Source organism: Dokdonia sp. Asnod3-C12, assembly GCF_045063975.1.
GTDB lineage: Bacteria > Bacteroidota > Bacteroidia > Flavobacteriales > Flavobacteriaceae > Dokdonia.
Window position 1 is genome coordinate 1,801,199 of record NZ_JBEFNY010000003.1, and the last position, 25,947, is coordinate 1,827,145.

23 protein-coding genes are annotated in these 25,947 nt (G+C 38.1%); 13 read left to right on the top strand and 10 right to left on the bottom strand.

The features are described 5' to 3' along the window. Nucleotide 1: 1 nt before the first annotated feature. Nucleotides 2–475 (bottom strand): hypothetical protein, encoded by a 474-nt coding sequence (locus ACJJVW_RS08310; RefSeq protein ID WP_405251312.1) that lies wholly within the window; start codon nucleotides 473–475, stop codon nucleotides 2–4. Nucleotides 476–627: 152 nt separating this feature from the next. Beyond that, a complete protein-coding gene (locus ACJJVW_RS08315) occupies nucleotides 628–2,400 on the bottom strand; it encodes a M61 family metallopeptidase (RefSeq protein WP_405251313.1) in 1,773 nt (590 codons plus the stop codon). A gap of 85 nt (nucleotides 2,401–2,485) precedes the next feature. Between ACJJVW_RS08315 and ACJJVW_RS08320 the strand changes: the two genes are divergently transcribed. From ACJJVW_RS08320 to bioA, 4 genes are all read left to right on the top strand, one after another. Beyond that, the gene (locus tag ACJJVW_RS08320; RefSeq protein WP_405253081.1) at nucleotides 2,486–3,670 is read left to right on the top strand and encodes an aminotransferase class I/II-fold pyridoxal phosphate-dependent enzyme; all 1,185 of its coding nucleotides are present in this window, start codon (nucleotides 2,486–2,488) and stop codon (nucleotides 3,668–3,670) included. Between the two features lie 36 nt (nucleotides 3,671–3,706). Next, on the top strand, nucleotides 3,707–4,123 hold the full coding sequence (locus tag ACJJVW_RS08325; RefSeq protein ID WP_298322749.1) for a DUF2007 domain-containing protein: 417 nt from the start codon (nucleotides 3,707–3,709) through the stop codon (nucleotides 4,121–4,123). Continuing rightward, the gene (bioD, locus tag ACJJVW_RS08330) at nucleotides 4,110–4,739 is read left to right on the top strand and encodes a dethiobiotin synthase (RefSeq protein ID WP_405251314.1); all 630 of its coding nucleotides are present in this window, start codon (nucleotides 4,110–4,112) and stop codon (nucleotides 4,737–4,739) included. The genes ACJJVW_RS08325 and bioD overlap by 14 nt, the downstream gene beginning before the upstream one ends. A 65-nt stretch (nucleotides 4,740–4,804) precedes the next feature. Continuing rightward, nucleotides 4,805–6,070 carry an adenosylmethionine--8-amino-7-oxononanoate transaminase gene (bioA, locus tag ACJJVW_RS08335; RefSeq protein WP_405251315.1) on the top strand — a complete coding sequence of 422 codons (1,266 nt, stop codon included), beginning with the start codon at nucleotides 4,805–4,807 and terminating at the stop codon, nucleotides 6,068–6,070. 3 nt (nucleotides 6,071–6,073) lie between these two features. Here bioA and ACJJVW_RS08340 read toward each other — a convergent pair whose 3' ends face one another. Beyond that, complete coding sequence (locus tag ACJJVW_RS08340) at nucleotides 6,074–6,511, bottom strand: cytochrome c oxidase assembly factor Coa1 family protein (RefSeq protein WP_405251317.1); 438 nt, start codon at nucleotides 6,509–6,511, stop codon at nucleotides 6,074–6,076. A 133-nt stretch (nucleotides 6,512–6,644) separates the two neighbouring features. Here ACJJVW_RS08340 and ACJJVW_RS08345 point away from each other — a divergent pair, with 133 nt between their 5' ends. From ACJJVW_RS08345 to ACJJVW_RS08385, 9 genes are all read left to right on the top strand, one after another. Then, the gene (locus tag ACJJVW_RS08345) at nucleotides 6,645–7,799 is read left to right on the top strand and encodes a beta-ketoacyl synthase N-terminal-like domain-containing protein (RefSeq protein WP_298322738.1); all 1,155 of its coding nucleotides are present in this window, start codon (nucleotides 6,645–6,647) and stop codon (nucleotides 7,797–7,799) included. Nucleotides 7,800–7,938: 139 nt separating this feature from the next. After that, nucleotides 7,939–9,033 carry a biotin synthase BioB gene (gene bioB / locus ACJJVW_RS08350; protein WP_298322735.1) on the top strand — a complete coding sequence of 365 codons (1,095 nt, stop codon included), beginning with the start codon at nucleotides 7,939–7,941 and terminating at the stop codon, nucleotides 9,031–9,033. Between the two features lie 123 nt (nucleotides 9,034–9,156). Continuing rightward, complete coding sequence (locus tag ACJJVW_RS08355; protein ID WP_405251318.1) at nucleotides 9,157–9,993, top strand: cupin-like domain-containing protein; 837 nt, start codon at nucleotides 9,157–9,159, stop codon at nucleotides 9,991–9,993. Between the two features lie 194 nt (nucleotides 9,994–10,187). After that, on the top strand, nucleotides 10,188–10,619 hold the full coding sequence (locus ACJJVW_RS08360; protein ID WP_298322729.1) for a response regulator: 432 nt from the start codon (nucleotides 10,188–10,190) through the stop codon (nucleotides 10,617–10,619). Further along, complete coding sequence (locus tag ACJJVW_RS08365; protein WP_405251319.1) at nucleotides 10,616–11,008, top strand: response regulator; 393 nt, start codon at nucleotides 10,616–10,618, stop codon at nucleotides 11,006–11,008. The genes ACJJVW_RS08360 and ACJJVW_RS08365 overlap by 4 nt, the downstream gene beginning before the upstream one ends. 14 nt (nucleotides 11,009–11,022) lie before the next feature. Next, on the top strand, nucleotides 11,023–13,725 hold the full coding sequence (locus ACJJVW_RS08370; protein ID WP_405251320.1) for a TonB-dependent receptor domain-containing protein: 2,703 nt from the start codon (nucleotides 11,023–11,025) through the stop codon (nucleotides 13,723–13,725). Between the two features lie 16 nt (nucleotides 13,726–13,741). Further along, the gene (locus ACJJVW_RS08375) at nucleotides 13,742–15,541 is read left to right on the top strand and encodes a YfiR/HmsC family protein (protein WP_405251321.1); all 1,800 of its coding nucleotides are present in this window, start codon (nucleotides 13,742–13,744) and stop codon (nucleotides 15,539–15,541) included. A 122-nt stretch (nucleotides 15,542–15,663) separates the two neighbouring features. Beyond that, a complete protein-coding gene (locus ACJJVW_RS08380; protein ID WP_379952896.1) occupies nucleotides 15,664–16,248 on the top strand; it encodes a methyltransferase domain-containing protein in 585 nt (194 codons plus the stop codon). Nucleotides 16,249–16,269: 21 nt separating this feature from the next. Beyond that, nucleotides 16,270–16,782 carry a GTP cyclohydrolase gene (locus ACJJVW_RS08385; RefSeq protein ID WP_405251322.1) on the top strand — a complete coding sequence of 171 codons (513 nt, stop codon included), beginning with the start codon at nucleotides 16,270–16,272 and terminating at the stop codon, nucleotides 16,780–16,782. Nucleotides 16,783–16,869: 87 nt separating this feature from the next. On the opposite strand, the gene ACJJVW_RS08390 is transcribed toward ACJJVW_RS08385, so the two are convergent. From ACJJVW_RS08390 to ACJJVW_RS08420, 7 genes are all read right to left on the bottom strand, one after another. Next, complete coding sequence (locus tag ACJJVW_RS08390; RefSeq protein ID WP_298322714.1) at nucleotides 16,870–17,979, bottom strand: T9SS type A sorting domain-containing protein; 1,110 nt, start codon at nucleotides 17,977–17,979, stop codon at nucleotides 16,870–16,872. 41 nt (nucleotides 17,980–18,020) lie between these two features. Further along, complete coding sequence (locus tag ACJJVW_RS08395) at nucleotides 18,021–19,463, bottom strand: SLC13 family permease (RefSeq protein ID WP_405251323.1); 1,443 nt, start codon at nucleotides 19,461–19,463, stop codon at nucleotides 18,021–18,023. Between the two features lie 27 nt (nucleotides 19,464–19,490). After that, nucleotides 19,491–21,581 carry a DNA helicase RecQ gene (gene recQ / locus ACJJVW_RS08400; protein WP_405251324.1) on the bottom strand — a complete coding sequence of 697 codons (2,091 nt, stop codon included), beginning with the start codon at nucleotides 21,579–21,581 and terminating at the stop codon, nucleotides 19,491–19,493. Nucleotides 21,582–21,672: 91 nt separating this feature from the next. Beyond that, nucleotides 21,673–23,214 carry an acyl-CoA carboxylase subunit beta gene (locus ACJJVW_RS08405; protein WP_298322705.1) on the bottom strand — a complete coding sequence of 514 codons (1,542 nt, stop codon included), beginning with the start codon at nucleotides 23,212–23,214 and terminating at the stop codon, nucleotides 21,673–21,675. Nucleotides 23,215–23,217: 3 nt separating this feature from the next. Beyond that, nucleotides 23,218–24,669 (bottom strand): acetyl-CoA carboxylase biotin carboxylase subunit, encoded by a 1,452-nt coding sequence (gene accC, locus ACJJVW_RS08410; RefSeq protein WP_405251326.1) that lies wholly within the window; start codon nucleotides 24,667–24,669, stop codon nucleotides 23,218–23,220. Beyond that, nucleotides 24,670–25,164, bottom strand: a complete 495-nt coding sequence (locus tag ACJJVW_RS08415) for a biotin/lipoyl-containing protein (RefSeq protein WP_379952900.1) — start codon at nucleotides 25,162–25,164, stop codon at nucleotides 24,670–24,672. Nucleotides 25,165–25,273: 109 nt separating this feature from the next. Beyond that, entirely contained in the window at nucleotides 25,274–25,612 is a 339-nt protein-coding gene (locus ACJJVW_RS08420) for a single-stranded DNA-binding protein (protein ID WP_298322701.1), read from the bottom strand. Between the last annotated feature and the right edge of the window lie 335 nt (nucleotides 25,613–25,947).

Genomic DNA, 25,947 nt, shown 5'->3' on the forward strand with positions numbered 1-25,947 from the left:
ATTATATTGTTAAATCATTTTCAGACTTGAGTTGGTAGCCCGTTCGAGCCATATCTGCTATGATAAGGACTATGAAGCCAAGTAGTCCTACTAGCAATCCTATTAAAATATTGTTTAGTAGTACTCCTCTCAGGTTGCCAGCAAAGAACCGTATGCTGTCAAGAATGGCAGAAATAGTTCCAACTATTAAAAAGATATAACCTGCATATTTCATATGCTTTTTAGAAATAATTGTAAAAAATCCCTTCTTCAAAATTTCATAAATACACTTAAGGCAAATGATGAGGCCGGCACAAATTGATATAATCAATAACTTATCTATGAAGTAATCAAATTCACCAAAGATCATTTCACTTTTTCTAGCATCTACTATTAATTGATAATTATCTAATAGAATAATACTCTGTATAATTCCTAAGGTGTAACCAAAAAGTAGTAGTGCAATTATGCCAAATAATATTTTAAGTTTATTCATCAGATTTATTTAAATAGTTTTCATTTAATTATCGTTTTACAATAACAAATAGATAAAAATTATTGAAAAACAATAATTTTGTTTAAAATCACACATAAAAAAACCCCAGCACTATTTTTAATGCTGGGGATATAACCTTGAAGGATGGGCCTTTACTTTTCTTGTAGCCAGTATTTTTTGAGCTTACGAGCTTTTTTACCTGCGTTTTCATCGGTAGCGATGGTGTAGGTAGGATCTGCACTTACTGTTAGGTTTGTGGTTGCCTCGCTACCAAAACGTTTATAAGTCACTGCAATCGTTTGACCTACAGTGAGCTTTTTAACTAGCGCATTGTAGGCAGCTACAGTCGTTATCGCTGCGCCATCTATTGCAGTTATAAGATCCCCTTTATTGAGCTTTGCAACATATGCAGGCGAGCCTTTTGAAGTTGGGCTAGCAATACGTAATCCGCTGTCAGAGGCGTTTACACGTAGTCCTAGATAAGGCTTGTTTTTGTCTCGTGTGATTGTAAGTCCCGCATTTGATAGTAGGTTTTGATAATCTGGCATTTGACTATCATAAATATATTGAGAGAAGAACGTTTTCGCGAAAGCGTCACCCGCATACGCAGCTAGTACGTTCTCAAGATCTTGTATAGAATAAGAGATTTCCTTCTTTCCAAACTGATTCCACACTGCTTTAAAATAATCATCAAGATTAAGTTCTTGTTGGCGTAGTGAGAGATCAAGCGCAAGACCGAGTACACTACCATACGAGTAATAGGAGATAAAGGTGTTGTTTCTATTTACAGGATCTACAGAGGTCGCGGCATCTACAAAGGGCGCCTGGTAGCTCATCTCAATCGGGTTAAAATAGTCACGAGCAGGCGATTTCCATACGTAGTTAAACGTCCCGTTTAGACTTTTTACATAGTCTTCACTAGTGATAACACCAGCGCGCGCAAGTATAAGATTTGTGTAATAGCTTGTAAAACCTTCGGCAAACCAAAGTGAGCCACTCATATTGGCCGCTGTAAAGTCAAAAGGCTCTAAATCTGCTGGGCGTATGCGCTCTACATTCCATGAGTGGAAAAACTCGTGAGAGACAGTGCCTATATTTCCTTCCATTCCTCCTGCTGCTAGTGATTCTCTGTCTGTAAGTATCGTGCTGTTGCGGTGCTCCATCCCATCTCCAGAAACGTGCGGAGCATAGCAAGCAAGAAAAGTGTACTCGCCAAAATCATAGGTAGGTAATGTTCCAAAAACCTCTTTTTGCGCCAGTACAATGGCTTTTACCTTATCCCAATAGGTGTCAAAATCTTCTGAGGTGTCATCACTATGCAACGCAAAACGTATGTTCTGACCATCTACAGTAAATTCTCTAAGCTGGTAATCGCTTACCTCTGTAGGGCTGTCTAAAAAGTACTGCAAGTTTGGTGCGCTGTAATTTGCGTCATCTATTTTTTTAAGTTGGCTCGCTACTTTCCAATTCAAATCTTTCCTTAGTTTAAAATCTATTTCAATAGGACGGTGGTCTTCTCCCTCCATAAACATGAACGTTGCTGGCATATTAAGGTGAGCATGCGACTCATCTACTTGTGAGTATGTGCCGTCTGCTCTATTTGCAAATAGTGTGTATGATACGTTTACCTCTCCATCATGATCTTTAATCTCCCAAGAGTATGGATCTGGGCGTGTTGCTTCTAGCGCCTTTCCCTTGCTGTTTGTAGCCTTAAAGTTAAAAACGTTTTTTGCAAACTCATGTATTGCATAGCGTCCTGGTGAGGATCTGCTCATGCGCACCACTATGGTCTTTTTCTTGAGTTCAGGAAAAGTGATAGCTATCTGCGCTTCATGGTGGTGTGCGTTATCAAAAGATATCTCGTACGCATTAGTTTGTCCATAACAAAGGCTAGTGAGTAAAAGGGCGATACATAAAAATCTCATAGTAGAATATTTAGAATTTAAAAGTAAGAAACTAAGATCACTTCCATGGGTTATATATGTCAAACACGTGAAGTATCTTTACCGTATGTTACCAGAAAAACTACAGAAAAAACTTAGCATACGCAGAGACAGTGATTCTTTGCGAACACTTAATACTTCGTCAGGTTTGGTGGATTTTTCATCCAACGATTATTTGGGTTTTTCTAGTAGCCTTCCTATTGCCAAAAATATTGCGCAGCGAGCACAAGAAATCTTAGACAAACATCAAATTATTGCAAATGGCGCCACCGGCAGCCGACTGTTATCTGGTAATCATACACTTTATAGTCAGGCAGAGACCTTAATTGCTGGTATTCATAATAGTGAGACTGCTCTTATGTTTAATAGCGGTTATGATGCAAACATTGGTTTTTTCCAAAGCGTGCCACAGCGAGGTGATCTCATTCTTTACGATGAGTATATCCATGCTAGCATACGTGATGGCATCCAGATGAGTCTTGCTAGAGGTTATAAGTTTAAACATAATGATATTGCAGATATAGAAACCGTAGTCACTCGTCTTAAAGCGATGCATCATCTAGATGATCAAGAAACTACAACGGCGATATATCTTGTTACGGAATCCGTTTTTTCGATGGATGGTGATACACCAGATCTAACTGCTATTTCTCAAATTTGTAAAAAGCATAATATCTACCTCATAATTGATGAAGCTCATGCAACAGGTGTTATGGGTAAAAGGGGACTTGGTTTAGTGCAAGAGTTGGCGCTAGAAAATGAAGTTTTTGCACGTATTATCACTTTTGGAAAAGGTATGGGAGCACATGGAGCAGCAATTTTATGTAGTGAACCATTACGCACGTACTTAATTAATTTTGCGAGATCATTTATTTACACAACTGGATTGCCGCCACATGCTGTCGCTACGATAATGGCGGCTTACGAGCAATTAGATGTACGGAGCGATACGCAGTTGCCAGCAGTGGGAAATCTACAGCAACTTATAAGTCACTTCAATAGTCTTGTCAAAAAGATAGGGCTTGACAGCTTATTTATAGAGAGTGACTCTGCCATACATTGTGCTGTGGTGGTGGGTAATGAAAAGGTTAGAACGCTTTCGCGAAAGCTTGAAAAGGAAAATTTTGAGGTGAAGCCTATTTTATCACCCACAGTTCCAGAAGGTCAAGAGCGCTTACGGATATGCCTACACGCATATAATACGAAAGATGAAATAACAGCATTGCTGGCTATTTTAAAAGCGCAGTTATAGCTTACTAATATGTAATGTGAAGATTATATTTGTGCTATGTCAAACACATTTGTAACCATTGCTCAGTTTCAATATTCAAGTGAAGCTCAGATTTTTAAAGGTCGTCTACTTGCAGAAGGTATTGAGGCTTTTCTAGCAGATAATTATACAATCGATACAGATCCATTAGTGAGTAATGCCATTGGAGGTGTAAAACTACGAGTGCCTTCAGATCAAGAGTCAAGAGCTAAAGAAATCTTAAGTGAAATCTCAGCGTATTCTGTTGCCGAAGATGGTTCGCCTGTGCATTGTCCCAATTGTAATAGTGAGGAAGTTGCACTTTTTACAACCGTTTCAGATATTAGATCTCTAGGAGCTTTTCTCCTAGGTTTTGTTTTTGGCGCGCTTCCATTTTATACAAAATACGAGTATCGCTGTGATAACTGTAAAACAAAATTTAATGAAATCAAATAAGACATATTTTATAACAGGCATATCTACAGATGTTGGAAAGACGGTAGCTGCAGCAATCGTGACACAGTCACTAGAAGCAGACTACTGGAAGCCAATACAGGCTGGAGATCTTGATAATAGTGATACTCATAAAGTAAAGCGCCTAGTTGATAATGAAATATCGCAATATCACGATAATAGTTATTCGCTAAAGACACCTATGAGTCCGCACGCTGCTGCAGCGATTGATGGCATTACAGTTACTGCCGCCTCTATAAAGCGTCCTGAAACGACTAAACCTCTCGTAGTAGAAGGAGCTGGTGGTATACTCGTACCTATAAATAATACAGAAACCATAGCCGATTTAATAGTGCCTTCAGATAAAGTGATCGTAGTATCTCGTCATTATTTAGGAAGTATAAATCACACGTTATTGACTATCGAGCTACTCAAAGCAAGAGGGCTTTCTGTGGCTGGAATAATTTTTTCTGGAGAAGAACATCCTACAACGGAGGCAATCATTGAGAATATGACTGGTGTTACCATTATAGGACGCATTGATGAAGAGCCTTATTTTGATGAAAATGTAATAGCAGAGTATGCAGAACGTTTTCGCGAAAGCTTACAAGCCCTATAGATCTTTACTAACTAGAGATTTAAGATAATCAACTCCTTAGCTAACTTTACTCAAAAATTACTACTGTGACTACTCAAGAAAAAGATAGAAAACATCTCTGGCACCCGCTCACGCAGCATCAGACTGCGCAGGATCCTGTTGTAATTACGAGAGCAAAAGGAGCGGTAATGTATGATGAAGATGGTAAAGAATATATAGACGGTATTGCTTCATGGTATACCGCCATGTATGGTCACGGCAATGAGCATATTACAACGGCAATGCATAAGCAGATGCAGGCGCTGGATTTTGTAATGTTTAGTGGCTTCACGCATCCTCCAGCAATCACACTTGCTGAAAAGTTAATGGAGATACTACCAGAAAATCAAGAGAAGGTTTTCTTTAATGATAATGGATCTACAGCGGTTGAGGCAGCTATAAAAATGGCAATCCAGTTGTATCACAATAAAGGTGATAAGAGAGATACACTTATCGCTTTTGAAGACGGTTTTCATGGAGACACTTTTGGAGCGATGAGTGCCTCTGGATTGAGCTCGTATAATGGACCTTTTGAAGATTTTTTACTTAAAGTTGTAAGAATACCTACCCCTCAAGAAGATAATCTAGAGGAAGTGATGGCTAAGCTAGATGCGATACTCGCAACAAATAAATGCGCTGCTTTTATTTTTGAGCCACTAGTGCAAGGAGCTGCCGGAATGAAATTTCACTCTGTAAATGGTCTTGATGCACTAGTTGAAAAATGCCGAGAGGCAAATGTACTCACCATTGCAGATGAGATAATGACTGGTTTTGGAAAAACGGGAACCATTTTTGCCTGTGACCAATTGGAAAACAAGCCAGATATAATGTGCTTGAGCAAGGCACTTACTGCAGGAATGTTTCCGCTTAGTATTACAAGTTGTACGCAAGCAGTTTTTGATAGCTTTTTGAGCGTCGAGGTGCACAAAGGTTTTTTTCATGCACATACATTTAGCGCTCACCCAGTAGGCTGCGCCGCTGCGATTGCAGGTATGGAAGTATTGCAAAGCTCAGAAATTACAGACAGTCGAAAGCGTATAGAAAAGGCACATCAAGTATTTGCACAACAAGTAGCAGCGCATCCTAAAGTGCGAGATGTACGCACAAAAGGTGTAATTATAGCCATAGATCTCAATATAGAAATGGAGCGCTATGGGAATTTACGTGATGAGTTGTACCAGTTTTTTATGAAACGTGGCGTGGCACTTAGACCGCTAGGTAATACTGTTTATGTGCTTCCTCCGTATGTGATTACAGATAATGAGCTCACTCAGGTTTATACAGCAATACAAGAGGCTTTAGATCATTTTTAAAGACTACTCTATCGCTTTTGGCTCCAGCTCAATGACTTGGTCGCTGCCGTCTATAGTTACATTATAAACCTCATACACTTTCTCATCATCCTCACCGCTGGTGATGATATGTATGACGCCAGTTCCGTTAGGGCCTTTTATGGGAGTAGTGGCGTTACTTCTTTTTACTCCATTATTAATAGAGATATTAAAACTCCCAAAACCGTCACTTTCTATAGGTGTGCCTAGCACAGCAATCACTTCTTGATTGGATTGAACTTGAATGAGCGCTTCGTCACTTCCAGAGGCTGTTTTAATTTTATTTGCAAATGCAAAGGCACCACCCACTATCAAAACGACTGCGATAATGATTATGGTAAGGCATCCTCCTGCGGGCACTGCCCACTTCCAATTGCGTTTCCACCAGCTAGGGCGTTCTATAAGTTCGTTTTGATTATCCATTGTGATTGATTTTTAGATAGGTACCGTTTTGGCTGTAAAAGTTACAGAACTTTTCAAGAAAACTTGCAAATTGATGGGGTACGCTTACGCGAAATTGTACTTTTGTGTACGCAAACTAAAATTAAATTATACTTTGAAAACTCCCATAGCCATTACCGGTCTAGGTTCTATCTCTCCATTAGGTTCAAATGCTGAAGAGCAGTGGAACGCATACCAAGAAACAACTACAAAAATTGCTTGGGAAGAAGATCTAGAAGCATTTACGGCAAGGTTAACACCAGAAGGCCAAAAAGCCATTCAGGCTATACGTCGAGAAGATAAAAACTATTTACGCATAGATCCATCTGTTCTTTATGCTATATATGCAGGAAGAATAGCTGTAACACAAGCAGGATGGAAAGACGGCGATTTTGGAATTAATGTAGGGTCATCAAGAGGAGCAACGCAGCTTTTTGAAAAGTTTTTTGAGACTTATAAGGAACGTAATATTGTACCTACACAAGCATCTCCATCTACTACATTAGGTAATATATCTTCATGGCTAGCAAATGATCTAAAATCTAACGGTCCAGATATTTCTCACTCTATTACATGTAGTACTGCATTACACGCATTACTTAATGGTGTAGCTTGGTTACAATCTGGAATGGCCAAAAAGTTTTTAGTAGGAGGTTCTGAGGCAGCGCTTACGCCATTTACAATTGCTCAAATAAGAGCAATGAAACTTACACCTACAGAAGAGGGAACAAGTGCATATCCAAGTATGGCACTCAATCTTTTTAAGAAAAATAATACAATGGTTTTAGGCGAAGGTGCAGCAATGGCTTGTCTAGAACTGGGCAAGAAGAAAAATGCACTGGCATACGTGACTAGCGTAGGTTATGCTACAGAAAAGCTAGAACATGCAGTTTCTATTTCTAGTGAAGGTGAGTGTTTCCAGAAATCAATTGCAATGGCACTTGATGGGACTGATCTTTCAGAAATAGATGCAATTGTAATGCACGCTCCAGGTACTCTTAAGGGAGATACCTCTGAGATGGCAGCAATAAAGAAAGTTTTTGGAGAAGAGGTGCCTATGCTTACTACCAATAAATGGAAAATAGGACACACCTTTGGAGCTAGTGGACTATTAAGCCTTGAGCTTGCTGTAAAAATGTTACAAGAACAACGTTTTATAGGAGTTCCATATCTTAAAGATAAATCTAAGGATAGCGAACTGAAAAAGATACTTGTGAATGCTGTTGGTTTCGGAGGAAATGCGGTAAGTATTATTGTGGAGAGAGCTTAGGTGAATGGTGCGTACTTTTTCGCGAAAGCGTAATTAGAACCACCATATCTTATATTACACAAGCAAGGGTTATTAAAATCTCAAAAAAAATCAAGCGATAGCCGTTTACTTGCTTAAGACTATTTCATATTTTTACGTTATGACAGAAATAAGACACAACTGGACCAAAGAGGAAATACTCGCTATTTATAATAAACCGATGATGGAGCTTTTATATGAAGCTGCAACTACACATCGCGAGCATCACGATCCTAATACAGTACAAGTTTCTACGTTACTTTCTATTAAAACTGGTGGATGTCCAGAAGATTGTGGGTATTGCCCGCAAGCTGCGAGATATCACACAGATATAGAAGGAAATGATTTAATGTCTGTACAGCAAGTTAAAGCTCAGGCATTAAGAGCAAAGTCGTCTGGAAGTTCTCGTGTATGCATGGGAGCGGCATGGCGTAATGTAAAAGATGGACCAGAATTTGACAACGTGCTAGAAATGGTGCGCACGATTAATAAGCTTGATATGGAAGTATGCTGTACGCTAGGTATGGTAACCGAGAATCAAGCAGAACGTCTTGCAGAAGCAGGATTATACGCATACAACCACAACTTAGATACCTCAGAAGATTACTACAAAGATGTAATTTCTACAAGAGCTTTTGAGGATCGTCTTGATACCATCTCAAACGTACGTAAAACAAATGTTACGGTATGTTCTGGTGGAATTATAGGAATGGGTGAGGCAATAGAAGATAGAGCAGGAATGCTCGTGGCGCTTGCAAAACTTGATCCGCAGCCAGAATCTACACCTATAAATGCACTTGTAGCAGTACCTGGAACTCCAATGGAGGATTTAGATCCTATCTCTATCTGGGAGATGATACGTATGGTAGCAACTACGAGAATTGTACTGCCACAAACACAAGTGAGACTATCTGCAGGTAGAACAGATATGAGTAGAGAAGGGCAAGCAATGTGCTTTTTTGCTGGTGCAAATTCTATTTTTGCTGGAGATAAACTTCTTACTACACCTAATCCAGATGTAAATGAGGATATGAAGATGTTTGACTTACTAGGTCTTACTCCACAAAAACCATTTGTAAAAAAGGCGCAGCCAGCATCTGTCGAAGCCGTGGATTCAAAGTTTGAGTCATTAGGTGAAAAGCCAAAATGGTCAAGACCTGGACACAAAATCGATAGAAACGAAGAAGCAAAGCTTGCAGGAAAATCTTTAAAATAAGGAGAACTGCTGGTTTGTAAATATCGTAGGTATATAAAATAGTTTTATACTAAGCACTAACTCCCATCAGGGAGTTAGTGCTTTTAGGTATTTAATTATTTAGGTTAATTAATTCTATTTATTATGCAGTTACAATCCATTCCCAGAGTACATTCTATAACTAAGAAGGAGTTTGTAAGGGATTACGTGAAGCCCCAAAAACCTGTAGTGATCGAGCATCTAGTAGATGACTGGGATGCTTATGATAAATGGCGTCTTTCTTACATCAAGGAGGTAGCTGGTGATAAAGAAGTACCTCTTTATGATGATAGACCTGTAAAGCATGATGAAGGCTTTAACCAAGCTCATGCTACAATGAGTATGAGCGATTATATAGATTTACTTAAAAAAGGACCTACTAATTATCGCATCTTCTTGTATAACCTCATGAAGGAGGTCCCTTCTCTTAAAAACGATTTTAAATTTCCTAAAATAGGTTTGAGATTACTCAAGCAGATACCTATGCTCTTTTTTGGGGGCGAGGGAAGTAAGGTGTTTATGCACCATGATATAGACTGGGCAAATATTTTACATTTTCATTTTGAAGGTAGAAAGCAATGTGTGTTATTCCCTCCTAGTGAAACGCCTAACCTTTACAAAGTACCTTATTCTCTAATTACAAGAGAGGATATCAATTTTGATAATCCAGATTATGATAAGTTCCCTAAGCTTAAGGAAGCTAAAGGATTTATTTGCCATCTCAACCATGGTGAGACCTTGTATATGCCAGAAGGATACTGGCATTATATGAAGTATGAAACGCCTGGTTTTAGTATGAGTTTAAGATCGCTTCCGCGAAATTTTTCTAACCTTAGGAAAGCCTTGTACAATGTCTTTTACATGAGACATTATGACAACTTCATGAGACGTCGAAAAGGACAAGATTGGATAGATGAAAAAAATGAGAAGGCTCTACATTAAGAGTAAATAAGTGTGGAAATGGCTCATTTTATTAACTTTTATTAATAGTTGGTGCAAACAATGCTATTTGATTAGGTATTTAGCCGTTTAAATATGATATTTGGTCGAATAAATAAAAATTTTTCTTGATTGGCTAAAATGAATGCTCAACTTTTTGTTATTTGTGAGCAATTCAAATACTCCCTAGCAATAACATGATGAAAGTCCTCCTTATAGACGACGATAAAGCCGTAAATTTTTTTAATCAGCACGTCGTTATTAAGCACAACTCCTTTGAACACATTAAGACTGTTCAAAGCGGACACGAAGGTCTTGCATTTTTATCTCAGGTAAAATCAGGAGAAGCGCCTAAACCAGATCTTATTTTTTTAGACATAAATATGCCAGCTATGAATGGCTGGGAATTCTTAGATGAATACGAGAAGATGTGCTCAGATTTCAGAAAAGATATTAAAGTAATTATTCTCTCTAGTTCCTCAAACCCAGAGCACGTAAATAAAACAATTCAAAATTATAAGGTTATTGACTTTATTAATAAACCACTATCCTTCGACATACTAGATAATGTATTGAAAGTATATAACAATGTATTGTCTAATTGTACTCAGAATAATTCACTAGCTTGACTTATAAAGCCTTAATAATAGACGATAGCAAACCAATAACTTTCTTTAATAAAATAATTTTAGAGAGGTCTTCGCTTTTTTCTGAAATTCTGGTAGCTGTTAATGGAGAAGAGGCAATTAAGGTATTAGATGCAGGATTTAATCCTGATATTATCTTCTTAGATCTTAATATGCCTGTGATGAATGGATGGGACTTTCTTGATAAATATCACCTCAGAAAGCTTAGAAATAGTCAAATTGTAATGCTTTTAGGGACTCTGCCTTCACCAGAAAATCAAGATAGATTGAATACATATGATTGCGTTAAAGGAATAAGAGAAAAGATGCTTTCTAACACTGTACTAACAGAAATAATCAATAATACATTAGCCGTTGAGCTAAGACCATAAATTACCCCCAGTTAATGTCTTTTTTATCAAAGATTACGTTATTTATTGCGTGCATAATATCTTCTCTTAGTTTTGCTCAATCTAGAGCTACGATAGAAGGAGTGGTTACAGATAATTTTGGAATATTACCAGGTACTACCATAAGTATAGAAGGTTACAATAAGACTACACAAACAGATATTAATGGAGCTTTTTCTTTTCAAGTAGATGAAGGAGAGTATGTATTATCTGCAAGTTTTGTAATGTATAATGTACTTTATAAAACAGTTGTAGTAAAAGCTGGTGAAACACAAAAAGTAAATTTCAAATTAGAGACAGGTTTCTCTGTAGATGAGCCTATATCATTGGGTACAAGATCTGATCCTGTTTCCTCATTTCAGAACACGGCTTCTGTGGATATCATATCACCACAACAAATTACAAACTCTTCTCAAATAGAGTTAAGCCAAATATTACATTACCTCTCACCCTCATTTTATTCGACTAGACAAACAATTTCTGATGGTACGGATCATATAGATCCAGCAACACTACGAGGATTAGGTACAGATCAAGTTCTTGTGCTTATCAATGGAAAAAGAAGGCACAATAGCTCCTTACTCAATGTGAATGGTACGATAGGTAGGGGTGCCGTAGGTACAGATTTTAATGCTATCCCCATAAGTGCTATAGAACGTATTGAGATACTAAGAGATGGCGCAACTTCTCAATATGGATCTGATGCGATTGCAGGGGTTATCAACATCATTCTAAAAAAACAAACTAACGCTGTTACCTTAAATAATTTATTAAAAATTAATGAAGAGGGTGATGGTCTAACACAATTTGCAGGAGCAAATTTTGGTATGAAGTTAGGCAAGGAAGGATTTTTAAATATTACAGGTGAATATAGAAAACGAGAAGCCACTAATAGAGCTGGTAATTACACGGGACGTGTATATGTAGATAATGAAGAAGAGGATAATGCGCTCATAGATCAAAATAATTTTTTTGATCAAACTGGTTATTCAGATAGGCAAGTAATGCAGGTAGGTAATGCCGAAACACAGAATCTAGCCATTCACTTTAATGGAGAAATTAAAGTTTCAGACAGTGCCCAAGTGTACCTGCACGGTGGACGAAATTATAGAGAAGGAAAATCTGCTGGTTTTTATAGATTTCCCAAAGATGAAGACCGTGTAATTACAGATTTGTTTCCTAATGGATTTTCTCCAGAGATCCTAACAGACATTCAAGATGACGCTGTGACACTTGGTTTGAGAGGAAGTAAGCATAATTGGGGAATAGATTTTAGTCATACTATCGGGATGAATGCTCTTGATTATACTATTAATAACTCTAATAATGCGTCTTTAGGTATTGCGTCTCCTACTACTTTTTATGCAGGAGGATTTTTATATAGTCAGAATACATCAAACTTAGATCTTTCAAAATCTTTTGATTGGAGGTCAGGTCTTAATTTCTCTTTCGGAGCAGAGCTAAGAGTAGAGAACTATCAGATAGGTGCTGGAGAAGAGGCTTCGTATATTAATGGCGGCAGCGTCTTCACTAATAGTGAGGGGCTTGAGGCACCAAGAATTGCAGGGGCGCAAGTATTTCCTGGAATTCAACCAGAAAATGAACTTAATAAGTTTAGAACAAACAGCTCGTTTTACCTAGATATCGAAGCAAACGTTAATGATAAGTGGCTCATACAACTTGCAGCCAGAAATGAGCTTTATAATGACTTTGGGAGTCAAGTGATTTGGAAAGTGGCCTCTCGTTATAAGGTAACTAATAATACAAGTTTGAGAGGTGGTATTGCTACAGGATTTAGAGCGCCATCACTACATCAAGTGTTTTTTCAAAATATAAGCACGCAGTTTATTGATGGTAATATCTTACAGGTAGGTACTTTTAATAATGAAAGCGCTCTTGCTGCTCAAGCTTTTAATGTAGATAGACTAAGTCCAGAACTATCTAATCACTATAGCTTAGGTTTAAGTAGTAAGATTAATGCAAACTTTTCTCTTGCGCTTGACTATTACTACATAGCAATCAAGGATAGGATTGTACTTTCAGGACTCATATCTGATGGTTATGAAGAAATCCTAGAGCCATTTGGGGTTGGAGCAGCTCAGTTCTTTACAAATGCAATAGATACAGATACCCAAGGTGTAGATCTAGCGTTAGTTTATAAAAACAAAGTAGGTAATGGTAATCTAGAAAGTTCTTTAGGTTTTAATGTCAATACCACGACTGTAGGTAAAGATATAAGAGTGCCTATTGCTTTTGAGGGAGCAGAAGAAGTCATTTTTAGTAGAGAAGAAATTGGAAGGCTGGAGAAAGGACAGCCTAAATATAAATTGAGCTGGAGAAGCTTTTATGATATTGAAAAGTTTAAAATTCACTTCAATAACACCTTATTTGGACCTGTAGAATATTTCCACCCAGATGATGGAAATAGCGACAACTGGGTTGTAAATGACTTTACAGGAAATGTAGAGTCCCGAGATCAAAAGTTTTCGGCAAAGGTTCTCACAGATTTCTCTATTCATTATCAGTTCCACTCACGAGTAAGTGCTGCTATAGGAGGGAATAATATTTTTAACGTGTATCCAGATAAGCACACGCATTCATCAAATACTAGCAATGGTAATTTTACATATAGCAGGCGAGTAGGCCAGTTTGGTGTACAAGGTAGAAACTACTTTGTAAGTTTATCTCTAAGCTTATAATAAGGATGTATTATTCATGAAAGACTTCAAACTATTAACGGCACTTAAGATTATGGTCGCCTTAATAATCTTTGGGTCTTCTACTCAAATTCAAGCGCAGACTAGCATTGAACAAGTTTCTAGAGTTCAACGGGCTATCTACGTCTTTAATATTGCACAGCAAGTAAACTGGTCACCTCAATCTGGTGACACCTTTAAGATAGGAGTACTAGGCCCAGATAGAACTATTATTGACTTCAAGTCAATAGCTCAAAAACGACAAATACAGTCTAAACCGGTTGAAATCATCAATTTTCTTACTGTAAAAGATATAGCAGATGTAGATATATTGTACGTCAATAAAAAGTACAATTTCCAGATGCCTTATATTCTTCAGTCTTCGGAAGGAAAAGGCATATTAGTAATGTCTGAGGGTTATGCTTTTAATGCCTCGATGATAAATATTGTTAGAGTTGGAAATACATTTAGACATCAAATCAATGAGGAACTACTGCGCAGTAATGATTTTGTTATTGCTCCTTCCTTAAAATTTTACGCCATTAAAACTTCACAAAAGTGGCAATCACTTTTTATAGAAGCACAAGACTCACTTAATCTAGCTAAGCAAAACGCAAAGAGAAAGGACTCTTTAATTATAGCTCACCAAAGAGAGATTAATAACAAAAACGAGATTATAGATACGATTCAAGAGATTGTAAAACTAAAAAATAACTCCATTCAAGATTTGCTCGATGAGGATGAGATTCAAAAACAAACCATAGAAGAAAAGCAAGAAATTGCAAAAGAGCTTGAAGTAGAAAATGAATCTCAACTGGAAGAACTTGAAAGAAGACAGCGCATTTTAGTTCAAAATGCAGAAGAAATAGAGCGCAATCAAGATAGTATTGATAATCAAAACTTAAACCTCAGTGTCCAGAAAAAAGTGCTTGATGAGCAGTCTGTGGAGCTATCTCTTAGAGAGAATATCAACTGGCTTTTAGGTATTATCGCTCTCTTATTTCTGGTGGCAGGATTTGTAATTTATAAGAATTATCAAAGTAAAAGTAATCTTGCAAAGCAGCTTGCATTACAAAATGCAAAAATACAAGCCCAAGCAGAAGAGCTCAGTCAGAAAAATGAAGACCTCGAGCAGTTTGCCTACATAGCAAGCCATGATTTACAAGAACCTCTCAATACCATATCTAGCTTCATTGGGCTCATAAGGAATGATTATAGTGCACAGTTTGACGATTTAGGTAATCAGAGTCTTGAATTTATAGAAGAGGCAAGTGAGAGGATGGCTAAGCTTATTAACGTGTTGCTAGAATACTCACGCATAGGTAAGACTAGAAGTTTTAAGCAGGTAGATTGTAACAAGTTGGTAGAAGACTTAGAGAAGGATATCTATGCACTTATAAAAAGGAAAAAAGCATCTATCACATATGCTAAGCTTCCCATACTTATGGGCTCAGAAGTTGAACTACGCTTATTATTTCAAAACTTAATTACAAATGCTTTAAAGTTTTGTGCAGAAGGTACATCGCCCACATTACATATAGAAGTGAGTAAGACTGCGAGCCTAGAAAATCCTAATGAGAAGATGTGGCAATTCTCTTTTAAAGACAACGGAATAGGTATTCGTAAAGATCATCAGGAACGTATTTTTTCTATCTTTCAGCGATTACATACAACAGATCAATATAAAGGCACCGGAATAGGACTTGCGCATTGTAAAAAGATTGTCGGGATACATAAAGGAAATATTTGGGTGACTTCAAAAATTAATGAAGGGAGCACTTTTTATTTTACTATCCCTATGAATCCTGAAGCTGAGTAATGTGATTTTTTACGCTTTCGCGAAAGCGTAACTACAAGTAACACATGCTACATTTATCACTCGCTACACGTAATTTACTTAAATTGCTATGCACTAGATGTTGTTTTAAAACTAAAGCCTAAATGATGGAACTCACGTCAACATATTGGAATAATCGCTATGCAGAGGGAAGCACAGGTTGGGACCTAAAAGAGGTCTCTCCACCTATCAAAGCCTACCTCAATCAATTAGAAAATAGGGACCTTAAAATTTTAATCCCTGGTGGCGGTTATAGCTATGAAGCACAATACTTCTGGGAGCAGGGATTTAAGAATGTTTATGTAGTAGACTTTTCTCAACTTGCATTAGAAAATTTGAAACAGCGAGTGCCAGATTTTCCTAGTTCGCAACTTATACAAGAAGATTTTTTTACATATGAAGGGCAGTTTGATGTTATCATGGAGCAAACATTTTTCTGCGCATTACAGCCAGAATTAAGACCTGCTTACGCCTCACATATGCATACATTGCTTAAACCTAAAGGAAAGCTTGTAGGCTTACTTTTTAACTTTCCTCTCACCGAAAAAGGACCGCCATACGGAGGAAGCACTACCGAATATAAAAACTTGTTTTCAAAACACTTTGATATTCAAAAAATAGAGACTTCCTATAACTCAGTAGCTGCTCGTGCAGGTAAGGAGTTGTTTATCTCAATGGTAAAAAAGTAAATCTACTAATATCGCAACACAATGATCGTACAACTCGCCGAAGGAACTATTAAAACCAAATATGGTGTCTATAAAGAGATTCTTTTTTATGACGGTATCAAGGAGTGTCACGCGCTAGTGATGGGAGATGTGAGCGGAGCGGAAGATGTGCTTTGTAGAGTACATTCCTCGTGTATTTTTGCCCATCATTTTAATAGTATAGAGTGCGACTGTCGTGAGCAAATGGAAATTTCTCAGCAACTTATAGAACGTGCAGGAAAGGGTATTCTAATCTGGCTAGAGCAAGAAGGCAAGGGCAACGGTCATTATGCTTTGCTCAATACACTACCTCTCAAAAAGCAAGGAATGGCGCAAGCAGATGCATACGAGGCTGTAGGCTTTCATAAGGATAATCGTGATTTTAGTGCAGCTGCAAAAATCTTAAAACATCTAGAAGTAAATTCCATTACGATGATTACGGGTAATGAAAAGAAAACCAAAACACTCACAGACCTCGGCATACGTGTAAGTGGTATTCAACCTACAGAGTTATAATATGAGTACGCTTTCGCGAAAGCGTGATTTTAAAACAACACCCTTAAATTAGAAAATGGTTTTGCAAAAATCTATAGTACCCAGTGGCTAGTTTTTTATCACTTTTTGAGTTTCTAGAACCTCACCATCTCTATTGAATAGTTTCAAAAAGTACACTCCAGAGTTTATATTGTGCAAAGTAATTGCCTCGCGATTGTGAGTTCCTTGCAAAACTATTTTCCCATTGATATCTATTAACTGAAACCTATGACTTGATTCAGAACTTATATACAATCTATCGTTAACTACAGGATTAGGATAAACAATTGAATTTTCTCTCTTGAAATCTTTTGTGTTTAATAATTCTGGATCTTCTATTAAGAAAATATTCTGTGATCCAGTGATATAATATAGATTGGATTCATAGCTAGTGATGCCTAAAGGAGCATTGTCCGGAGTTAAAAGAAATTCGGGACTAATTGGTAGCGCGTTCTCTAGATCAAACTTAATGATACTATGGTTTGCCGAGAGTTCAATTGTAGCGTATAGTAAACTATTTTTTAAGTAGACATCTTGCACAAATCCAAGATAACCATCCATATTTGAAACTAGTATAGGATCTGGAGAGCTGTCATCAATATTGATTTTATACAAGGCTAAGTTGTTTGTGGTCCCTGTGTGCTCAAAGAAATAAAGCTCATTATTAAAAACCTCTCCAATAATTATGGAGTTATTATTCTCAAAAACTATGGTCTCTGTGTAGTTAGTGTCATTTATAGAATATTTTAAAATTGTATTACCTCGTACAAAGTACAGTACACTGTTAGATAATACTACACCCATTTGGGTATTTATAGCAGAGTTGTTAATCGCCTCTCCTTGTACAGGTAATGCATCATTTAAATTCAGCTTGTACAAAGTACTAGCTGTTCCACCTATAAGAGTGTTAGAATCTTCGTCATAAGCTAGTTTTATAAAACCAACTGCAGGCGGGGCTTCAGCTACTGTAGTTTTATTAGTAGGGTCGTTAAACGGCACCTTTTGAATGTAAGCCATATTGTTAGCGTTTAGGTCGAAAAGGCCTACATATAATTCATCATCTATGGTGTGTAGTGAAAATGGAGCTCCCTGCCCCGCAAATGAATCAGTAAAAATTTCTTGAGCTTGAGCTACGACACTCTGAAACATTAATAAACCAAAGAGTAATTTTAACTTCATAGAATGATTTTTCTTACAAATATACCTTTAATGATTAAAAATCAAAATAATACTGGAACCACATAGTAAGCCAGCGCAAATAATAATCCCACCGAAATTAAATTTAAAACCACACCCACACGCGCCATCTGGTCTACGCGTACGTGACCACTTGCAAAAACAATGGCGTTAGGTGGTGTTGCCATAGGTAGCATAAATGCACAACTAGAAGCAAGGGTCACTGGAATCACCATTTGTAAAATGGGCACATCCATCCCTATCGCAATACCTACCACTAGCGGAATCAAAATAGTAACTAGTGCTACATTACTCATCAACTCGGTCATAAAGAGCATTAAGAAAATAAGCACGGCAGTCACCACCCACATACTCCAGTCTTCCTGCTGTGATATGTATGAACCTATCATATCTATAAAACCAGATTGTGCTAGTCCAGAGGCAAGTGCGAGACCGCCGCCAAAGAGGATTAAAATTCCCCAAGGTAATCGAGAAGTATCTTCCCAATTGAGCGGAAAAGAACCTTTTTTATAATCAATAGGTACTATAAACATCAACAGCGCCGCAATCACAGAGATGGTTGTGTCTGTAAGTGTGATTTCTGGTAGTAGCTGGTTGAGATAGGAGCGTAGCATCCACGAGATTGCTGTAATGAGGAATATGGCTAAGACTACTTTCTCACCTTTTGAAATAGGACCAAGTTTATCTAACTCGGTCTGTATGATATTTCCAGACTTTCCAATGGTGCCTAGGTTATTCTTGTAGAAGACTCTTGTAATCATAAAATATGTGATGATCATAAGTATGATGGAGAATGGAACTCCCATTTTCATCCACTGGAAAAAGCCTATGTCTATATTATAACTCTCATTAAGGAATGCAAGCATTACAGAATTAGGCGGTGTGCCTATTAAGGTTGCCATTCCTCCTATGTTTGCGCCAAAGGCGATACCTAGCATAATGCTTAGAGCAAAGTTGCGGTCGTTTTTTGTAAAACCATCTTCGTCATCTATTAGAAGTTGAATGACAGAAACGGCGATTGGGAGCATCACCACAGTACTTGCTGTGTTTGAAATCCACATGCTCATTAAACCAGTGGCAATCATAAAGCCTAGTATGATTCCGTTTGCCTTTGTGCCTGTAATTTTAAGAATAGAGAGGGCTATCCGTTTGTGCAGGTTAACTTTTTCTAGCGCTAGCGCGATTACAAATCCTCCAAAAAATAGATACACAATAGGATTTGCATAGTTACTGGCGACTTCCTTTATGTCTCCAATACCGAGTAAGGGAAATAGAGCAAGCGGAATAAGTGCCGTAACAGAGATGGAAACAGCTTCTGTAACCCACCAGATAATCATCCACAAAGCGACAGCAATCACCTTGTCTATCGCTGGATTTATGAGCTCAACGGGTGCTGCGAGTAATAAAATACATAGCAAAGGGCCGGTGATAAAGCCTATTTTTCGCGAAAGCGTAAATTCTTTCATAGCCTTAAAAATAGGCAAAAAAGAAAACTACTTACCTTTTAAATATAAGGCAAGTCTTATTTTCCAATATGGCATCTCTTCCTTAAAGTATTCGTAGAAAGATTTGAGCTTATCTGCATCTTCCACTTTTAAAATGGCGTCGTGTACTTGTTTTACTTCTACGGGCTGTATAAACTGGTAAAAATCTACCTCCATACCTTCATCATGCAACTTCATCAAGTGATTGTACACAGAGCCTATAGTGAGTTTTCGGGTCTCTGCAATTTCTTCTAGAGATAGGCCTTGCTGTATGAGTTTTTTAGTCTCTAGATACGTTTTACTACCGCTTTTAGGCTTTGGTTTTTGGACATGCTCTTTAATGACCTTAATAAAATCTGCGCCATATTTTTCCATTTTGGCTTGTCCTACACCCTGAATGTCTAAAAACTGCTTTTGAGTTACAGGTTCTTGATCCTCCATATCCTTAAGGGAAGCATCTGAGAATACAATATATGCAGCCACATTTGCATCTCTAGCAAGCTCTGAGCGTAGTTCGCGTAATTTTTCAAAGAGCGTTCCTTTTGGTTTTTTAGGTTTGCGTTCTTTGGTAACAGGTTCGGTTTTAACCTTGGTGAGTTTAGCAAGTTGTATATTTTTTCCGTCGTATAAAACTTCTTTAGCAAGTGGGGTGAGTAGTAATCTTCCGCTTTCGCGAAAGCGTATTTCTAACAATCCCTGATTGATAAGCTGCACAATATATTGCTGAAGATCTCTCCATGGAACATCTTTTGCAGCTCCGTATGTTTTTATTTCTTGATAGCCTTTGTCATATACTTGAGCGTTTTGCGAACCTCTTAAAACGTCAATCACGGTACCCATCGCTTCTTTTTGTTGCATACGAGCAACGCCTGAAAGTACTTTTTGAGCAAGTACAGTACCGTCAAAATAAGCCGGCGGACTATTACAAATGTCACAGTTTCCGCAATCCTCAGAGAGAAACTCGCCAAAGTAGTTGATGAGCACTTTACGTCTACAACTCAGCGCTTCTGCATACTGTTGCATACGATCGAGCTTTGCCATTTGGTAGTCGGCATTTTTTGCTCCGTCTATAAACTGTCTTAGCTGCAAGGTATCTGCATAACTATAAAAAAGCAAGGTGTGAGCAGGTAAACCATCACGTCCAGCACGACCTATTTCTTGATAATAACCTTCAAGATTTTTAGGCATGTTATAGTGAATCACCCATCGTACGTTACTCTTGTCTATTCCCATTCCAAAGGCGATGGTAGCACAGATGATAGGCGTTGTGTCATTTATAAAATCTTCTTGCACTTTTGAACGTTGCTCTGCGTGCATCCCTGCGTGGTATGCAGCTGCTTTATAACCGTTAGCTTGTAGTTTGGCAGCCAGGGACTCTGTGCTTTTTCTTGAAAGACAGTAAATGATACCACTTTCTCCAGGGTGCTCTTCAAGGAAATCAAGAATCTGATCATTACGTTTTTGACCAGGTCTCACATCGAGATAGAGGTTAGGTCTATCAAAAGAAGAGACGTACTTTTTTGCATTGCTTATTCCTAATTGATCTGCAATATCATCTTGTGTTGATCTGTCTGCAGTTGCGGTAAGGGCAATAAGTGGCGCTTTCGGGAAACGTCTTTTTAAATAGCCTAGTTGTGTGTAAGCAGGTCTAAAATCGTGACCCCATGATGAGATACAGTGTGCTTCATCTATGGCGATTAATGAAATGGTTGCGGCATTAAGTGCTCCGTCTAACATTTGTAAGCTCTCAGGAGCAACATAAATGAGGTCTATCGCGCCGCTTTGTAAATCGGCTAATACTTGCTGAGTTTCTTCAAGTGGTTGTGTGCTATTGTAGTAGGCTGCTTTTATACCATTTGCACGTAGCGCATCAACCTGATCTTTCATTAGGGCAATGAGTGGAGAGATTACAAGAGCAACCCCATCTAGTGCGAGTGCTGGCAATTGAAAACACATGGATTTACCACCACCCGTGGGCATTATGACAAGTGCGTCATCTCCACGGCACACAGATTCTATAATTTCTTGCTGGTTAGGGCGGAAATTATCGTAGCCAAAATGAGTTTTTAAAAGGGAGTGTAATTCTTGTGTTGCAACCATCTTACAAAGTTATTAATACCAATTAAAAGAGGCGCTCTTATGAGCGCCTCTTTATACAGCAATGGTGTATTTATTTTTCTTAGATATGACGCTATAAAGGAATGTTACCGTGTTTCTTTTTAGGGAGCTCGACCTTCTTGTTTTCTAGCATGCTAAATGCTTTTATAAGCTTGCGTCTAGTATCTTGTGGCATAATCACTTCATCTATAAATCCACGTTGTGCGGCGCGATAAGGATTTGCAAACTTCTCTGCATACTCACTTTCTTTTTCAAGTAGTTTTTCTTCAGGATTATCTGCTGCGCTTATTTCTTTTCTAAATATAATCTCGCTGGCTCCTTTTGCTCCCATTACTGCAATCTCAGCACTAGGCCATGCATAGTTAAGATCTGCTCCTATGTGCTTAGAGTTCATCACATCATAAGCGCCACCATATGCTTTTCTGGTGATTACGGTCACTCTTGGTACGGTTGCCTCACTAAGGGCATATAATAACTTTGCTCCGTTTGTGATAATACCATTCCACTCTTGATCTGTACCTGGAAGAAAACCTGGAACATCTACAAGAACGAGCAACGGAATATTGAAACAGTCACAGAATCTTGTAAAACGAGCAGCTTTCTTTGAGCTATCTACATCTAGCACTCCTGCAAGAAACATAGGCTGATTTGCAACTATACCCACACTACGACCTCCTAAACGAGCAAAACCTACAATGATATTCTCAGCATAATCTTTATGAATTTCATAAAAAGAATCTTCATCTATGATACCCGTAATGACCTCGTGCATATCATAAGGCTTGTTTGCACTATCTGGGATAATGGTTGCAAGTTGGTCACGCACTTCATCCTTAAGTGTAAACGGTAAATTTTTAGGTGTCTCCGTATTATTTTGCGGCAAGTAGCTCAATAAAGATTTAAGATCTTCAAGACATTGTGCGTCGTTTGAAGAGGTGATATGTGCCACACCAGATTTTGAGCTGTGCGTACTTGCGCCACCTAGTTCTTCTGAGGTTACTTCTTCATTAGTGACCGTTTTTACAACATTTGGTCCCGTTACAAACATGTAGCTGGTGTTCTCTACCATCATAGTAAAGTCTGTCATTGCTGGAGAGTATACTGCTCCACCCGCACAAGGTCCCATAATAGCCGAGATTTGCGGGATTACACCAGATGCCTGTACATTGCGGTAAAAGATATCTGCATAACCTCCTAGTGAGCGTACACCTTCTTGTATACGTGCCCCACCAGAATCATTAAGCCCTATTAATGGAGCTCCGGTTTTCATAGCGAGATCCATTACTTTACAAATCTTCTCGGCGTGTGTCTCAGAGAGTGCTCCTCCAAAAACCGTAAAATCTTGTGCAAATAAATAAATCAAACGACCGTTTACAGTACCATAACCAGTAACTACACCATCTCCATAATAGATTTCTTTTTCCATACCAAAATCTGTAGTACGGTGTGTAACAAGAATACCTATTTCTTCAAAAGAGCCATCGTCTAGTAAGTAGTGTATGCGTTCTCTAGCAGTAAGTTTCTTTTTTTCATGCTGCTTGTCTATACGTTTCTGACCGCCACCTAAGTGAGCGAGTTCAATTTTTTCGTTAAGCGTTTTTATATTAGCATCCATAGGTTATACAGTTGGTAGGCGTAAGATATTTTGTTCTTTAATATGTTGTTTGAGAGCAATAAGAGCAGCAATACGTGCTTCTTCCTTAAAGCCTTCTTTTAAAGCTTCTGGAGAATAATAATTTTTTACAAAATGCGTATCAAAATTTCCAGAGCGGAAGGCATCATGCTCGCAAACAAATTTTCCAAAAGGAAGTGTAGTTTGCACACCTTCTATTTTATAATCATCTATGGCTTTAGATAATAATTCTATTGCCTCTTCACGCGTAGGTGCATAAACAATAAGCTTAGAAAGCATCGGGTCGTAATAGATAGGAATATCCATTCCTTGTTCAAATCCATTATCTACACGTATACCTTCTCCTTCTGGTAGTATGTAAGTAGATAGATTTCCTACACTAGGTAAGAAGTCATTGAGAGGATCTTCTGCATACACGCGTAATTCTAGCGCATGTCCTTTTATGCTGAGGTCTTCTTGAGCGATAGATAATTGCTCACCACGAGCAACGCGTATCTGTAATTCTACAAGATCTGTACCTGAGATAAGTTCAGTTACTGGGTGTTCTACTTGTAATCGAGTATTCATTTCTAAGAAATAGAAATTATGTTGATCGTCTAGCAAGAACTCTACGGTACCTGCGCCGCGATAGTTACATGCTTTTGCCACCTTTATTGCAGCTTGCCCCATTTCTTCTCGAAGTTGCGGAGTAAGGACTACAGACGGAGCTTCCTCTACTACTTTCTGGTGACGACGCTGGATGCTACATTCACGTTCAAACAAGTGAATCACATTACCGTGATTATCTGCCATCACTTGTATCTCAATGTGTCTAGGTGATGCAACATATTTTTCTATGAAAACAGATCCATCGCCAAAGGCTGCAGTCGCTTCACTAATAGCAGTACTCATTTGTGATGCTAGTTCGCTGTCTTTTTCTACCACGCGCATCCCTTTTCCGCCACCTCCGGCAGAAGCTTTTATGAGAATGGGGTATCCTATTTCGGCGGCGATTGCTTTTGCTTTCTCTACATCTGTGATAGCTTCATCAATACCTGGTACCATAGGGATATCATATGCTTTTACAGCTTCTTTGGCTGCGAGCTTACTTCCCATAATTTCTATTGCGTGTGCCTCTGGGCCTATGAAGATCATTTGTGCTTCTGTTACCGCTTTCGCGAAAGCGGAATTCTCACTTAAAAATCCGTAGCCAGGGTGGATTGCATCTACGTTAAGTTCTTGAGCAACTTTAATAATTTTATCACCTAGTAAATACGACTCCGATGAAGGTGCATTACCCACGCAAACGGCCTCGTCTGCATAGCGCACGTGTGGTGCATTACGGTCTACAGTAGAGTAAATGGCTACTGTTTTAATACCCATTTTCTTAGCCGTGCGAATTACCCTGATAGCTATCTCACCACGGTTTGCAATCAATATTTTCTTTATAGTTTTCATCTATTTTTCTTCTTCAAATTCTACAAGTAATTGCCCTTTATCTACCGCGTCATCTTTTACAACGTGCACGGCCTTGATAACTCCGTCTGTATGGGATACAAAGCTGTTTTCCATTTTCATGGCACTTAGAATCACCAGCGTGTCACCTTCTTTTACTTCTTGACCAGCAGAGACCTGCACATCAATAATAAGACCTGGCATAGGAGAAATAAGATTATTAAGTTGCTTTGAAGCTCCTACTGTGAAGCCCATTTCCTTAATAAGAATGTCAACCTCATCCTTAATTACAACTTCATAGTTGTTGCTATTTACCTGAATGTTGTACGTCTTTTTGCTAAAATCTGAGGAGACTACTGTTGCTTTAAAAGAAGAATTATCCTCTAGAATATGGTAAGAATTCTGAGAGGTATGTACCGCGTCTAACTGAGATAGCTGATCACGAGAAATCTCGAATTCATGCTCCTCGTTTACGGTGGTTTTATAGGTGTTGCTCATCGCTTGTATTTTAAGATATAAATATACGTAATTGCGATATTGTTATCCTAGAGCAAATAAAATAAGAAAAGGCGCTTGTGAGGGCGCCTTTATTATTAAAAATGTAATATTAATTGTTTTTACTAAGCATTAATAACTCGTTACAAACAATCTCTGTCATATATCTTTTTACACCATCTTTATCTTCCCAAGAACGATTAGTAAGTTTTCCTTCTATTGCGATTTCTTGTCCCTTCTGGATGTAGCTTTCTACCACTTTGACAAGGCCGCCGCGTACTACGATGTTGTGCCAGTATGCACGTTCTATTTTCTGACCATTTTTGTCTTTGTAAGAATCATCTGTCGCCATGGAGAATTTGGCAATTTTATTTCCATCTGGAAATGTTGTGATTTCTGGTTCTTGACCTAATCTTCCAATTAACTGTACTTTGTTGCGTAATGCGTTCATAATAATGTGTTTTTCTTGAGTAGGTTAAGCCTACCAAATTGAGTTATATTTCTTTCTCGAGCCCTTCTCGAAAAAATCATTTGTTCTTAGTAAGTGAATTATAATAACCACTTGTAAATAAGAACACTGCAAATATGCGACAGCTCACAATCCCTAGCCGACTTTTAAACGTTTACTTACGTTTATAGTCGTTTGTAAGTATTTGTAAACGTTTAAAAATGTTTTAATTTATTGATTTAAAGTGTGTTGTGATTTTTGGTGTCTATTGAGTTAGAACTCCTTGTTTTAGAGAATTTTTAGAAGAGTAGAGGTTAATTACTTGGTGTGGAGTGAAG